This window comes from Paenarthrobacter sp. TRD_SC_7 (assembly GCF_056156245.1).
In genome coordinates this window covers 1,419,743-1,433,028 of sequence record NZ_CM149587.1, presented here as the reverse complement: position 1 = coordinate 1,433,028, position 13,286 = coordinate 1,419,743, and the positions used below count along the sequence as shown (strand labels likewise).

General features: G+C 62.0%; 8 protein-coding genes. 2 read left to right on the top strand and 6 right to left on the bottom strand.

Going from position 1 to position 13,286, the window contains the following annotated elements:
• Window positions 1–77: 77 nt before the first annotated feature.
• A complete protein-coding gene (locus AC0J5Z_RS07080) occupies window positions 78–3,584 on the top strand; it encodes a hybrid sensor histidine kinase/response regulator (protein ID WP_475038434.1) in 3,507 nt (1,168 codons plus the stop codon).
• Entirely contained in the window at window positions 3,581–4,489 is a 909-nt protein-coding gene (locus AC0J5Z_RS07075) for a GGDEF domain-containing response regulator (protein ID WP_475038433.1), read from the top strand. Before AC0J5Z_RS07080 ends, AC0J5Z_RS07075 begins: the two co-directional genes overlap by 4 nt.
• 133 nt (window positions 4,490–4,622) lie before the next feature.
• Here AC0J5Z_RS07075 and AC0J5Z_RS07070 read toward each other — a convergent pair whose 3' ends face one another.
• From AC0J5Z_RS07070 to AC0J5Z_RS07045, 6 genes are all read right to left on the bottom strand, one after another.
• A complete protein-coding gene (locus AC0J5Z_RS07070; RefSeq protein ID WP_475038432.1) occupies window positions 4,623–5,771 on the bottom strand; it encodes a glycoside hydrolase family protein in 1,149 nt (382 codons plus the stop codon).
• Window positions 5,772–5,960: 189 nt separating this feature from the next.
• Entirely contained in the window at window positions 5,961–6,773 is an 813-nt protein-coding gene (locus tag AC0J5Z_RS07065; protein ID WP_475038431.1) for a PIG-L deacetylase family protein, read from the bottom strand.
• Window positions 6,774–7,919: a glycosyltransferase family 4 protein gene (locus tag AC0J5Z_RS07060; protein ID WP_475038430.1), complete on the bottom strand. Its 1,146-nt coding sequence runs from the start codon at window positions 7,917–7,919 to the stop codon at window positions 6,774–6,776. It abuts the gene before it with no gap.
• Between the two features lie 2 nt (window positions 7,920–7,921).
• Window positions 7,922–10,966 (bottom strand): oligosaccharide flippase family protein, encoded by a 3,045-nt coding sequence (locus AC0J5Z_RS07055; protein ID WP_475038429.1) that lies wholly within the window; start codon window positions 10,964–10,966, stop codon window positions 7,922–7,924.
• Window positions 10,967–11,000: 34 nt separating this feature from the next.
• Window positions 11,001–12,458 carry a glycosyltransferase family 4 protein gene (locus AC0J5Z_RS07050; protein WP_475038428.1) on the bottom strand — a complete coding sequence of 486 codons (1,458 nt, stop codon included), beginning with the start codon at window positions 12,456–12,458 and terminating at the stop codon, window positions 11,001–11,003.
• On the bottom strand, window positions 12,455–13,177 hold the full coding sequence (locus tag AC0J5Z_RS07045) for a glycosyltransferase (protein WP_475038427.1): 723 nt from the start codon (window positions 13,175–13,177) through the stop codon (window positions 12,455–12,457). The genes AC0J5Z_RS07050 and AC0J5Z_RS07045 overlap by 4 nt, the downstream gene beginning before the upstream one ends.
• Between the last annotated feature and the right edge of the window lie 109 nt (window positions 13,178–13,286).

The window sequence follows — 13,286 nt, the reverse complement described above, 5'->3', positions numbered from 1 at the left end:
AACTAGGGGACAGCACATGCCCTATTGAGCGCGCTCATAAATGGACGTACTGTCCCCTGGTTGGGGGTTTTCGGCGTATGCTCTCCTCAGCGCAGAGGCAAGACGCGTTGTTCGCTTTTGGTGGGGCCACGTTCGAAGACAGGGGTTCAGTGGCAGGAGTGAAGCACGGGGATCTTCCGGTGCGCTCGTCGTCGCGGCAGGGATTGCCGTTATTCCTTTTGGCTGTTGGTGTTTGTGCGGTCCTGTTGGCCGTCGGGCTGGGAAGCGGCAGTGGCACACCCACCGCCCAACTCGCAGGTGACATGGCCATCCTTGCGGCCGCACTGACCGCGCTGACCACCCACACCCTCGCTGCCCTGAAGCGGCGTGACAACACGGCAGCCCGATGGTTCGTGGTGGCAGGCCTGGCGCTCTGGTCCTTCGCCCAAGCACTCTGGACATTCAACGGAGTTGCCCGGGACCATGCCTACCCCTTCCCCTCGGCCTCGGATATCGGGTTCGTTGGCTATGCGGTGCCGGTCGCCGTCGGCCTTGTCCTGCTTCCCAGAGGCGACGGGCCGCGGATGTCACTGTGGCGGACGGTTCTGGATGTTGGAACAGTGGCCAGTGCCGTGTTGTTCATCGTCTGGGGCACGGTCCTCGGACCATTGATCGCCGCAGGCAACGTTGACACCCTCGCGTACGTGACCACACTCGCCTACCCGTTCGTCGATGTAGTGATGGTCTCCTTGGTGATCGTCCTGACCATGCGGGCCGCCCGTGGCCGCAGGCTTCCTTGGCTGTGCTTGGGCTTGGGCTTCCTGGTGCTCGCGTTGACAGACCTCACGTTCGTCAGGTTGACCAGCGAGGGTGTCACCGGGGTAACAGGGTCTCCGCTGGCCATCGGTTGGGTGCTTGCCTTCCTGCTGGTGGGACTCAGCCCCTTGGCGCCGGAGACCAGCAGCGCCCGGAAGGACGGCCGCGCCTACGCAGCAATCCTGGAACTTTTGCCCTACGTCCCAGTGTTCAGCGCCGTCTTCTTTAACCGCAGCCGCGCCATCAACATCGACGACCCGATCTTGCTCGTCACGGGCCTCGTCGTGTTGGGGTTCGTCATTGTCCGGCAGGTGGTGATTGTCGTCGAAAATGTAACGCTCACCAGCGACCTTGAGTCCAAGGTGGCCGCCCGGACGGCTGAGCTTGAGGGGCTCGGGGCAATCGTCAACTCCTCCGGCGACGCCATCATTGGCGAAACAACCGACGGCGTGATCACCAGTTGGAACCCCGGCGCGGAGCGCATCTTCGGATACCCGGCCTCGGAAGCCATCGGCAAGAAGGGCGACTTCTTCGTCCCCCGGAACTTGCTGCAAAAGGAACGCGTTGCTCTGGAAACTACAGCGCAGAGCGGCGATGTGCAGAACTACGAGTCCCAACGGCAACGTGGAGACGGCGCCACCATTCCCGTGTCCGTCACCCTCTCCCCTGTCCGGAGCGAGTCGGGCATCCGGGGTGTGGCCACTATTTCGCGGGACATCACCGGACGCAAAGCCGCCGAAGCCGAACTCCTCGCGGCGCGTGAAGCTGCATGGGAAGCAAGCCGCCTCAAGTCTGAGTTCCTGGCCACCATGAGCCACGAGATCCGGACGCCCCTCAACGCCGTGATCGGCCTGACCTCGCTCATGATGGACACGCCCCTCAGCGAGGGGCAGAGGCAATACGCCCAAGGCGTGAAGGGCGCCGGCGAGGTTCTCCTGACGCTGATCAACGACATCCTGGACTTTTCCAAACTGGAAGCCGGGAAGGTTGACCTGGATGTGCGAGCGTTCGACCCCCGGGCCCTGGTGGACGAGGTGGCCGGATTGGTTGCGGAAACTGCTCAAGGTAAGAACCTGGAACTCATCTCCTACTGCCACCCCGACGTTCCGGAACGCCTGATGGGCGACGCCGGACGGATACGGCAAATCCTGCTGAACTTGTCGTCCAACGCGGTCAAGTTCACTCCCGCAGGGGAAGTCGAAATCCAGGTCTCGGTTCTTGCCAAGGAGACGGACAACGCTTCGCTTCGGTTTGAAGTCCGGGACACTGGAATCGGCATCAACGCCGAAGACCACCACCGGCTGTTCGAATCATTCGCGCAGGCAGACGCCTCCACTACCCGCCGCTACGGAGGAACGGGCCTCGGTTTGGCCATCTCGCGGCGCCTTACGGAGGTCATGGGAGGCGAGATCGGTTTGGACAGCGAGCCGGGAAATGGCAGCAAGTTCTGGTTCGTGCTGGAACTTCCCATTGGCCCGGCCGCCTCAGACACCGGGACTCTGCCCACCACGCTGGCCGGCCGCAGGGTGCTGGTGGTGGACGACAACGCCACCAATCGCCTGGTGTTGGAAACGCAACTGGCCAGCTGGGGCATGCTGCCCGTGGCCGTTGCCGATGCCGCATCCGCACTGCACGAGTACCGGGCCGCGGTCTCGTCCAGCCACCCGTACGATATCGCCGTAGTGGATATGTGCATGCCCGGATCCGATGGGCTCCAACTTGCCCGAAACATCAAGAATGAGATCAAGGGCTCCGGCGGTCCTGGGATCATCCTGTTGACCTCCACCATGCAAGTGGAAAGGAGCGATCTTGCCTCCGCAGGAATCCGTGAATATCTCACCAAACCCGTACGCAGCTCCGAACTATATAACCGCCTATTGCGTGTGCTGGCAACCAGGACGTCGGATGTTCCTTCGCTGCCGGTGCCATCAAACGTTCTTCCTCCGACGGAGCCAGTGAAGCAGCTCGGGAAGCTTTTGGTCGCGGAAGACAACGAAGTCAACCAACTGGTGGCGCGCGGTATGGCAAACCGCCTCGGTTATGAGGTAGACATCGTGGACGACGGCGAACAAGCCGTTTCCGCTGCACTGTCCGGGAGGTACGCGGCGGTGCTCATGGACTGCCATATGCCCGTCATGGACGGCTTCGACGCAACCCGGGCCATCCGTGCCCGTAACGGTCATTCCGCCCGGATTCCCATCATCGCCATGACGGCCGGCGCCTTGGACGAGGACCGCGAGCGCTGCTTCGATGCGGGCATGGACGACTACATCAGCAAGCCCGTGGACTTGGCCAAACTAGCTGAAGTCCTCTCGCGCTGGGTACCGCAAACGTCGACGGCGGATGGCGGGTCGAATGCCGCGGCCGCGGCGGACGTGTCGCTAAAGCAGGCGGAAGCACCGGCGTCGAGCGCTGTTCTTGACCGGGAGCGTCTGCAGATCCTGCGCGAACTCGGCCCCGCCGACGGCTTGGGTCTGCTGCCTGAAGCAGTCAGGGCTTTCCGGCAGGATTCCCGGGCAGCCTTGCAATCCTTGAGGTCAGCGCTGGAGGCCGGCCAATCCGCGGCCGTGGAGGAGACTGCGCACAAACTCGCTGGCGCGGCAGCCAATATTGGAGCGGAGGGCGCGGCCGGCGTTTGCAAAGACCTGGAACGACTCGGACGCGATGCCGGACCGGAACTGGGATCTTCCGGAGCACGGCTGCTAGGCCAATTGCAGACTGAACTTGCCCGCGTGGACGAGGCACTCGAACGCACACTTACTGAAGCACACTCACCGGGAGCACTGTGAAAATCCTCATCGCTGACGACGACCAAATCTCCCGGATGATCACCAAGGCCGCCGTCGAGCAGTCCGGACACGAGTGCATTGTGGCCGTTGACGGCGACTCGGCGTGGCAGCTCTATAAGGAGCACAACCCGGAAGCTGTCGTAACCGACCTGATGATGCCCGGCCTCAACGGGTTGGATCTGTGCCGCGCCATCCGGGCGGCCGAGGAAGACCGGTACACCTACGTGATCCTGGTGACCTCCCACGGTTCGCGGAAAGACGTGCTGGCCGGAATGGAAGCCGGAGCTGATGACTATGTCACCAAGCCGTTGGACCCCTTCAGCCTGCACATCCGGCTCCTGGCTGCCCAACGCATCACCTCGTTGCATGCGGACCTGGCCCGGTACCGTTCGGCGCTGGCTGAGCAGGCGCGGACGGACCCCCTCACAAAACTGCACAACCGCCTGAAGCTGGCCGAGGACCTTGGCACACTGAAGGCTGGGCACGACTACTGCCTGGCCATGGTAGATGTGGACAATTTCAAGAGCTACAACGACATCTACGGCCATCAAGCGGGCGACGCGGCGCTGGTAGCCATAGCCTCGACGCTGGCCGGCGAGGTCCGGAAGTCCGATGCCGTCTACAGGTTCGGCGGTGAAGAGTTCTTGCTGGTTCTCCGGGATCAGCCGGCATCCAGTGCGCGGATAGCCATGGAGCGCGTCCGTACAGCAGTTCATGCCCTGCGGATTGAGCACTCCGGCGACCCCGACGGCGTCCTGACCATCAGTGCGGGCATCTCGGCCTTTACCGACGGTCACCGCGCCGGGACAGAGCAGCTTCTGCGGGAAGCCGATCTGGCCCTTTACGCTGCCAAGGCCTCCGGCCGGAACCGGGTTTCCCTGGCGAATGCCCTCCGCTCAGAGTGACCTTGCCGCGGACTGCAGCTGCTGGATGACTTCTTTGAAGTCCTCCAAAGTCGCTCGGTCCCCGGTGACCAGGGCTTCGCCGGGTAGGAATTCCCAGCCTTTCATCACCCAGGTGGGTGGTCCTGGTCCATAGTCAGCATGTTCCTGTCTGTATGGTGTTGTTCTGATTGATGTTGCCGGTGCCGGGTGCGACGTAAATATTCCCGGCGGCACACGCCCTATTGTTGGTGGCGACCACGTTTGTGATCGGACCTTGGGCGCCGAAGTCGCCGATGTGGATGGCGTCGTAACTGCCGTCGGGGAACGCGTGACCGGCTTTCAGGTCGTGGATGTAGTTACCGGTCAGGGTCACCCCGTTGACCGCCCCGGTGCCGTTGTCGTAGTAGCCGGTGCGGATACCATACGGAGCCCCATAGAACTCGTTATCGGCGATTTTCAGGTTGTAGATGGAATGGTTACCGACGGCCAGTTGCATGCTGTTGCCCCGGTGTCCGCCTCGGACCTTGTTCCCGATGTAGTTAATGTCGTGGGTGGTTCCGTTGATGGTGTGGGCTACGAGGCCGTCGTCGCCGTCGGTTCCGACACGCTGGTCGATGGTGTTACTGATGACATCCCCGAAAGATGAGTCCAGGACATGGATGCCGTCGAGTTGGTCGTATTTCCCGCTCGTCGCGACGATGGTGGTGCTGTTCTTCACGCAGAACTTAGTGGTCGCGACGGCGACGATGGAGTAGGTGAAGGGGTTCCTTACGTGTACCCCATCCACGAGGTTGTTGGAGCCGCCCCGGATGTCAACGACGTACTCGTCCAGGCGCCCGTCCATGTTGACGCTCGCTGCGAGAGTGTTGCCCGAGTGGTCCGCTGTGAGGTTCGTAATCGTGGTGTTCGTCGCGTTGTTAGTGGTGACGATTGGGTAGCCACCTGACGGTCCCGTTGTGGACAGGAAGTTGGGGCCTGCTTTGAGAATCGTGCCCGGGCCTGCCCCCTGCAGTTTGACGTTGTTCGCCATTCGGAGTTTGCCGTTGATGATGTAGGTCCCGGCTACGAGTTTGACCACGCCGCCCCCGGCTGCCCCTGCCGTGTTGATGCGGTTCTGAATGGCGCTGGTGTCGTCCCCGGCGTCGTTGACGGTGGTGGTGACAGTGTAGGCCGTGGTTGCATTACTGCCCGACGCGCCGCTCTTCGTGCAAACTGCTACCGCACTGGTTGCTGTCGGCGTCGCCGTAGCGGGAGCAGCAGGGACCCCGGCCCATGCGAGTGACGCGGCTGCTGCAGCAACCACAAAAGCTGACCACCGCCGTCGTGGTTGCGCCCAAGTGCGGTGTATCGTCAGTCCCGAATCAACGTCAACAGTTCCCACTGCACCCCCCCAGTGCCAAGACGCTGCGTCCGCGCCGTTGGCTGGAGTCTACATTTAGACACAAATACCAGGAAAACCCCGCGCGCTGGCTTGTGGATAAGGTCCGTGAAGTCACTGTGCGGCGTCCTTGGCATGTCCGGGCACAAAGTAGATTTCCGGTTTCTGTGGAATCTCTCCGCCAGGGAACAGGGCGTCCGCCTGCGTCGCATACTGCCTGATCCGCCCGGGTTTGGCGTCCAGTCCAGTGTCCCAGGTCCACGGCACAAACCCCATTTTCGACATGTGCGGTTGATCCGGAGCCGCCGCAAGGTCATAGGGGAAATCTGAGTACATCACCACGTTGTCCGGGTGCCCCTTGCCCACCTCGCGGGTAATGAGATGGTCCACGTGCTTACCCACTCCTGCAGGGCAAAACAGCAGTTCGGCTTGGGTCTCTGCCATGAGTCCGGCCACGTCGCTACGGAGTTTGCGGATGAGTGCGTGGTCGCCCTTGGCGATCCTGCCCAACGCGATGTCAAAACGGTAGGTGGGATAGCGGTGGGTCAACTCCGGAAGGAGCTTGTCCCATGCGCTGCTCCCCAACATTGGTGGCTTGCGGCGGCGTCGAAAGAGCGCGTCCACTTCACCAAGATGGATGGATTGAACTCCCAGGTCCTGCAGCACAACGCGGTCCTCAGACTGCCTGGTCTCGAAGAGTTCCCCAGCGTCCGGCACGGTGCATTGACGCATAAAGGACCGTGCCGCCCGGGTGTGGGGTGCCGCCCCTGACTCTGTGAAAAGAGTAGCGACGATGATCTCGCGTCCCTGGGCTTGGGCTTCGATGAGAGCGCCGCAGGACAACACTGCGTCGTCGAGGTGGGGTGACAAGAACAGCCAAGGGGCATCTCCTGCCATGGAACGTTCAACTCTGGATTGCAGCGGCATTCAAGCTCTTTCAGCGTGGCGGTCTTTCGTCCGCCGGGTTTGAGGATTCTTTAGTTCCGTGAGTGCAGTGTTGTAAGCCTGTGCTTGCATGTCAGCGAGCGCATCCCAGTTGTAACCGGCGGCGAACGTCCGTCCTTGCTCGGCCACTTTCTCCAGATCGTCCTGCGGGTACCGGCGTACGATCTCGTCTCCCAGCGCCTGAACGTCGAAGGCGTCAACCATCCATCCTGTACCGGGCGGAATGATCTCCCTCAGGCAGGGGATATCGAAGGCAATAACCGGAGTACCCGCTGCCAGTGCGTCGATGGCCACCAAGCCGAACGTCTCGTGCCGGGAAGGCACCACCAGAAGCCGGGCATCGCTGAGCGCTTGGACCTTCTTGTCCCCGGACAACCACCCGAGCATCTGTACGCGCTCGGAAAAACCGGCGTCCCGGATGGCCGTGCGCAACCGCTCCTCATCCGGACCGGTACCGGCGATCAGTAGGTTCCCGTCTACCCTGTTACAGGCATGCGCCCAGGCTTCCAACAGGAGATCCAAGCCCTTGTGCCCATACTCCAGGCGCCCTATGAAGAGGACATCCTTCCCCAGGCGGGGTTCGCTATTCCAGACGGCCGGACCCACACCGTTGCCGATCACCTCCACATGAAGGTTCGGGTTCAGCTCCTTCAAGCGGTCGCCGATGCCCTGCGAAACCGAAATGAGCCTTCGGTGCTTTCGGACGCCCAGCCGCTCAATCCAATGCAATGGCAGTTTGTACTGCCGTGCCTTATCCCTGGCATGAAGCCACTGCACAACTCCGATGGTGGGGCGCTTGGTCCAGAGCGGTGCGGCCATGGTGGAAAACGGAGCGAAAAAATCCTCCACCACCAACTCAGCAGTTGACCGGCGCTTGCGAACCTCCATAGGCAGCCGGGCAACATACGCCACCAATCTGGTCAAACGGTTCCTGCCCGTTCCGAACCCGATGGGCACATAGTGCACGCCGTCCTCCACCCGTTCCTGCCAGCCCGGATACCGGGTGGTCAGCACGGTGACGTGAAAGCCTTTCGCGGCCAGGCGGCGGTTGATCTCGTGGGTTCTTACAGATCCCCCGCCTGCCCCGGGCATGCGCGGATCTTCAAAGCCCAAATGCAGAACTCTCATCACTATCTTTCCGTCCCGAAGTCTTTGGAAGGCACCCCTACGCTGGCTGCGGCCGCTGCATCAAGGGCGGCGGGATCCACGTACCAGATAGTGGTTTCACCGTTGGTAGGGCCAGGCGTTGTGACCAAGGGAGTTGCGTGTTCCTTTAGCCAAGCCAGCATGGTGGGGTTGGCGTAGCCGTAGCCCTGGCTGGTGGGCTTCGACTGGGTGAGGATGTAGCTAACGCCGTTCTGCTTCATCAACGGCGCCGAAGGCCAGATCCCAAACCGGGGGTCATGCATGTAAGCAAAATGCCCGGTGCTGTTGGTAACACTGATTCTGGCGTCGGCCGGAAGGTTTGCCTGTATCCAGTCATTTGCCCGGACGAAGCCGTTGTCCACAGTTAGGGCTGTCCGAAGACCAAGTACCACGGTCAACACCACGTAGCACACGCTGACGACGGCCAGGGTTTTACGGGTCTTGGGGTACCTCTCCCGGATTTCCACCACCATCAGGACCGAGCAAATAGCTCCGGCAACCATGACGCCGTAGCCGTACTGTTCCTCGAAAGTGCCAAACAAAGCGCTATACGCCCCTGCAGCTCCGAGGGCGAAGCCGGCCAATCCAATCAGGCGCCGGCCCGCATGGTGGCTGAAGCACAACAGCAAGCCCACCACAGGGCACAGCCCCAGCAAGATGTAGCTCGTACCGAAGTGCCCGCTCTGTTCAATGAGGCGGGAGAGAATGCTGGGTGATCCCTCAGAGGTGAACCCGGTGCTCTTCTCCACGCCGGACATGCGCACCAGCCCATTGGTCTTGGCCCACACCCAGCTGGGGAAGTGACCGTGCGCAGCAACCACAGTCAGGTAGATCACGTATGGCAGGAAACCAAAGGCTGTGACCATAAGGCCCTTCCGCCATGGGAACGTCTTCTTCCACACCATGGCCGCAACCACCGGGGCCACAGTGCAGATAAAGAAAAAGTCCTTGCAGAGAATGGAATACCCCAGCAAGAGCCCTGCTGTTGCAAGCTTGAGGAAGGAATGCAGCTTGCTCTTCGGCTCCTTGGTTGACACCAGGAGCAACAATCCGGCCAGCCCCGGCACCATGGCCGAGGTCTCAAGGAATGCATGGCTGTTGTTCCGCAGGATGAACGGTTCGAATGCCAGCAGCACAGCCGTGAGCCACGCCGCGGTAGGAGTAGCCAACCTGCGAACCAGCAGGAAGCCCAGCCCAACTGTCGCTGCGCCCATCAGGGCGTTGAGCCAACGCAGTTGTAGGGTCACCTCGATGATCTCACCGGTAATTCCAAAGATGTGGACGGCTCCGGCTTCCAACAGGAAATACCCGGGCGGGTGGAGGAAGAACGGGCCATCAGGCAATGTTGGGAATTCGCCCGCCGCTACGGACTCACCCAAGCGGACATAGAGCATCTCGTCCACCCACAGCTCGAAGCCTCGCTCGAGGCCGAGTGCTCGAACGCCGAACGCGGCAGCAACCACAGCGATGAATGCGGTCAGGTTGCTCGAAAGCGCCCGGGTTACCCATATCTTCAGCGGACTGGTGGAGCGGGCTTCAAGTTGTGACCGGCGGCCGATGGTTTTGCTACGCCTGCCAACCAGCCGACGTCGGGAGATCCTGAAGTCGTTCTTGTGCGGCAACAGGCCGCGCTGGTGGGCAAGAACGGTGACACCGCTGATGCCGGCGAGAAGCAACCAGAGCAAGGGCTGCAGGTGGGCGGCGACGGCAAGGACCACGATTAAGGCGAACGCCAGGATGGCGAACCTGCCCGTCCCCTTTCCCGGGTTGGCAGACGCCAGCACGGGACGCGCCAATAGTGTCAGGACCAGGCCGGCGGTCACGGCACCGATGGCAGATCCCACGGCCATTCCCGAGACGGCGTTCAGCTGCCAGCCGATCCACAGCCCGCCAATAACCAGAAGACTGGCACAAGCGAGGCCGATTTGGCAGCGGCGGTAAGCACGCATGGCAAGGAGGACGGTGGCAAGCACCATCAGGACGGCATAGCCGAGACCGGATGCCGCCAACCATGGCAGGAGTCCAAGGGAGCCGTGATACTTGTGCGGAACAATAACGCCGGACATCAGGGGCGGTGCGGTGGCGATGATGGCGAAGGCCACCACCACCAGCTGCCCGAAGGAGGCGAAGGAAGCGCCCAGCACCTCGCTGACCTTGACTCCAGGGGTGCGCAGCAAGGGAAATGCCACCAGCGCCGTTCCTGCAGCCACGTATACGGGCCCCTTTGCAATGGTGGCGAGCGCTTGGAAACCGGCCGCCGCAACCGAGCCATTGTCCAGAAAGCCGACCACCACGACGTCGATTCCCACCAAGACGGACACGACGCACAGCACGGACGCGATATCGCTGGTTTCGGCCCATCGCCACTTCTCAAGCAACACTCGGGGACGCCAGCGGAGATCCCGATAGAACGACCACGGCACCACCAGCGGCGCTAAGCACCCCGCAACAAAACCAAGGACCGCTCCCCCGGCACCCCACGCCATCACAATCACCAGCAGGCTGAAGATCAACCGCAGGACAACCTCGCCGATGGTTGACATGGCGTACCACGTGAAGCGGAGTTCGCCTTGAAGCCACCCTGCGGGCGCGTTCACAACAAAAATGACAAAAGCTGCCAGAGCCACCGCTGCGGCCAGGGTCGGGGTGGCGAGCGCGAGGGTCACGCTGCCGGTGATGGTGGCGGCAGCAAGCCCCGCCAGGCAGGACACGAAGACCGAGAAAGCCACGCCGTTCCGCCGCTCTTCAGACCCTTCCGGATGCACAGCAACCACCTGTGACAGAGGAAGCGGAACCAGCGCATTGGCCACGATGCCCACTACGCCAAGGATCATCGCGGCGGCGGCAAATTGTGTGTAGTCCGCTGTCCCCAGCAAGTTGGCCATGAGCAGCGTGCAGGCGTAGCTCACCACGCCTACCACTCCCGCCGACACAGCAAGGAAGCCACTGTTTTGGGCTATGTTGACGTCTTGGTCCGGCGTCCTTTCCCTGCTTCCAGCTCTGGGCCTCAAGCCCACAGCTGTGGTCATGGTCTGTTCGGCTACATCCACGGATCAGCTACCGTTACTGGCCATCGTTGGCATCGGCCGGCGCAAAGACGCTTCCGGGCCCGGCAAGCAAAGTGCTGCATCCTGCGGATCGGATCTCCGCAGTGGCTACGCCGATCTTCTTCATCGCCGCAAATGCCTCGAACTCGTCACGGCCTTTCATGATGATTGATACGTGGCCGTCAGCCAGGGCATACTCGTCCGTCGGCCTCAGGGCGGCTGTGAAATCGGGGCCCTCAGGAACTTCGAACTGCGCAGGAACTTCGAACTGCACCACGGTGGACAAGTCCGAGTGGCGGGCTCGGGGATCTCCACCGTCACGGCGCATCTTCGCTTCCTCCACGAGCACCCCGGTGAGCAGCGCAGTGCTGCGGTCCCAGGTAAAGCAGCGCGCCCATTCCCGGCACTCCCCGGCGACGATGATGGCTGCCTCCGGCTCGGTCATATCGGTGATCGCATCAACCATGGCAGATCCGAAGTCCGTTGGATTGTCCACCAGCCAGCCGGTACGGCCATCAACCACTGAGTCCCTGATTCCGGGAACTCGCAGCGCCAGGCACGGCACGCCCCAGGCTGCGGCTTCAATTACTGAGCAACCCCAGCCTTCTGAAGCCGAGGTGGAAGCGGTCATCCAGGCGCGGCTCAACAGCATGTCCCGGACCTCGTTGGGTTGGTATCCGTGGAAAGTGACGGCGTGGTCCAGGCCGAGGTCCATGGCCAGTTGCTGTAGCCGCGCCCGTTCGGGGCCGTCCCCGACGATGTCCATGCGAAGGTTGGGAAGCCTCCGTGCGGCCGCGGCGAACTGGCCCAGCAGCAGGTCCAACCGCTTGTGGGGCACCAAACGGCTCACGACGGCGAGGGTCGGCTCAGCGGCCCGCGCGGCAACCGCCGGCGGAATGTCGATGGTACCGTTCGGCACCACGTGGATGGGGCCCGTGAATCCAAGCTTTCGCAATTCCCTGCGGGTGGAAGGCGATACGGCCACGATGGCGCGCTGACCGTACACCGTCTTGGCGCCACTGCTTTCGAGGAAGCGGCCCACGGCGGCCATGGGCGGGGAGAAGCGGGTGCGGAACTGCTCTTGGTGGACGTGGTGGACCAGCTGGACGATCGGGATGTCCCCGCGCAGGAACAAAGGAGAGAAGAACGGGATTCCGTTTTGGCAATCCACCACGGCATCAAACTGGCCGTTGGTGCGCAGGAGCCTAAGCGCGGCCTGTCCATAGATGGAGAGTGCTCCACCACCGCGCAGTATGCGGATGCCGTCAATGGTCTCCTCGGCTGGCTGGCCGTCGTCCCGGCCTGTAAACCATGTGACACGAACGCCGCTGTTCACCCATCTGCGGGAGATTTCATGCATGTACTGCTCGGCGCCGCCGGCTTGCGAGTGCTTGACGTCGCGCCAGTTGAGCACCAGTACGTGCTTTCCAGCGAGTTGAACCGGCGAGTTCATGTCAGTTGAGCCGTCAGTCATGATGCTGCTTTCTGAAGTTGAATCACCGAAGCAAAGCTGGCCACTCCGTCCTGGAAGGGGCGGAATGTGGACTCGGCTCCATCAGTCCAGGCCACAGGCAGTTCCACAATGGTGGCGTCGTTGTCCTGAAGCCGAAGAAGCAGCTCCACATCGAAGGCGAAACCGGTGCTGCGGCACTGCACCATGGCAGCCGTAAGGGCATCCCGTTCGAAGAATTTGAACCCGCATTGAGTGTCCTGGATGCCCTTGACCTTTGATTTGGTCAGAGCCCGGAAGGCCGTTCCGCCCATCCTGCGCCCGATGTGCTGGGGCACAACGAAGGTGGAACCTGGGGCATGGCGCGAAGCGATGACCGCTGCTGCGCCTCCTGAAAGGTGCGACATCGCCTCCGTGAGCGTTTCCAGCGGCGTGGCGAGATCTGCGTCAAAGAAGCCCGTGTATCTGGACGTTCCGCTGAGGAGGCCACGCCGGACAGCTGCACCTTTCCCACGACGGGAACACCCCACGAGGGAGATCGGCACTGCATCCCCCTTTTCCCGGGAGATCCGGCGGACAACCGCAGCGGTTTCATCAACGCTGCCGTTGTCCACCACCACAATGCGCGAAGTCCAGGGCTGGTTTGCCAGGAAATCCACTGTCTGAGACAGGGTTTTGGGAATCCTTGCTGCCTCGTTGTAGGCCGGGATGATGACTTCGAGGTCTACGTGGGAACGGCGCAAAGAGTCTGGATGTCGCCGTGCTTGAAGACGACCCCTGATGCCGACATGAACACTGTGCGCGTGAAGCGGAACCATCTGAACCTCCAATATCCGGGAACGGTACGAAATC

Coding starts and splice junctions, on each gene's coding strand:
- AC0J5Z_RS07080 (WP_475038434.1), top strand. CDS start 78: ATGCTCTCCTCAGCGCAGAGGCAAGACGCGTTGTTCGCTTTTGGTGGG.
- AC0J5Z_RS07065 (WP_475038431.1), bottom strand. CDS start 6,773: ATGCCGCTGCAATCCAGAGTTGAACGTTCCATGGCAGGAGATGCCCCT.
- AC0J5Z_RS07055 (WP_475038429.1), bottom strand. CDS start 10,966: ATGACCACAGCTGTGGGCTTGAGGCCCAGAGCTGGAAGCAGGGAAAGG.
- AC0J5Z_RS07060 (WP_475038430.1), bottom strand. CDS start 7,919: ATGAGAGTTCTGCATTTGGGCTTTGAAGATCCGCGCATGCCCGGGGCA.
- AC0J5Z_RS07050 (WP_475038428.1), bottom strand. CDS start 12,458: ATGACTGACGGCTCAACTGACATGAACTCGCCGGTTCAACTCGCTGGA.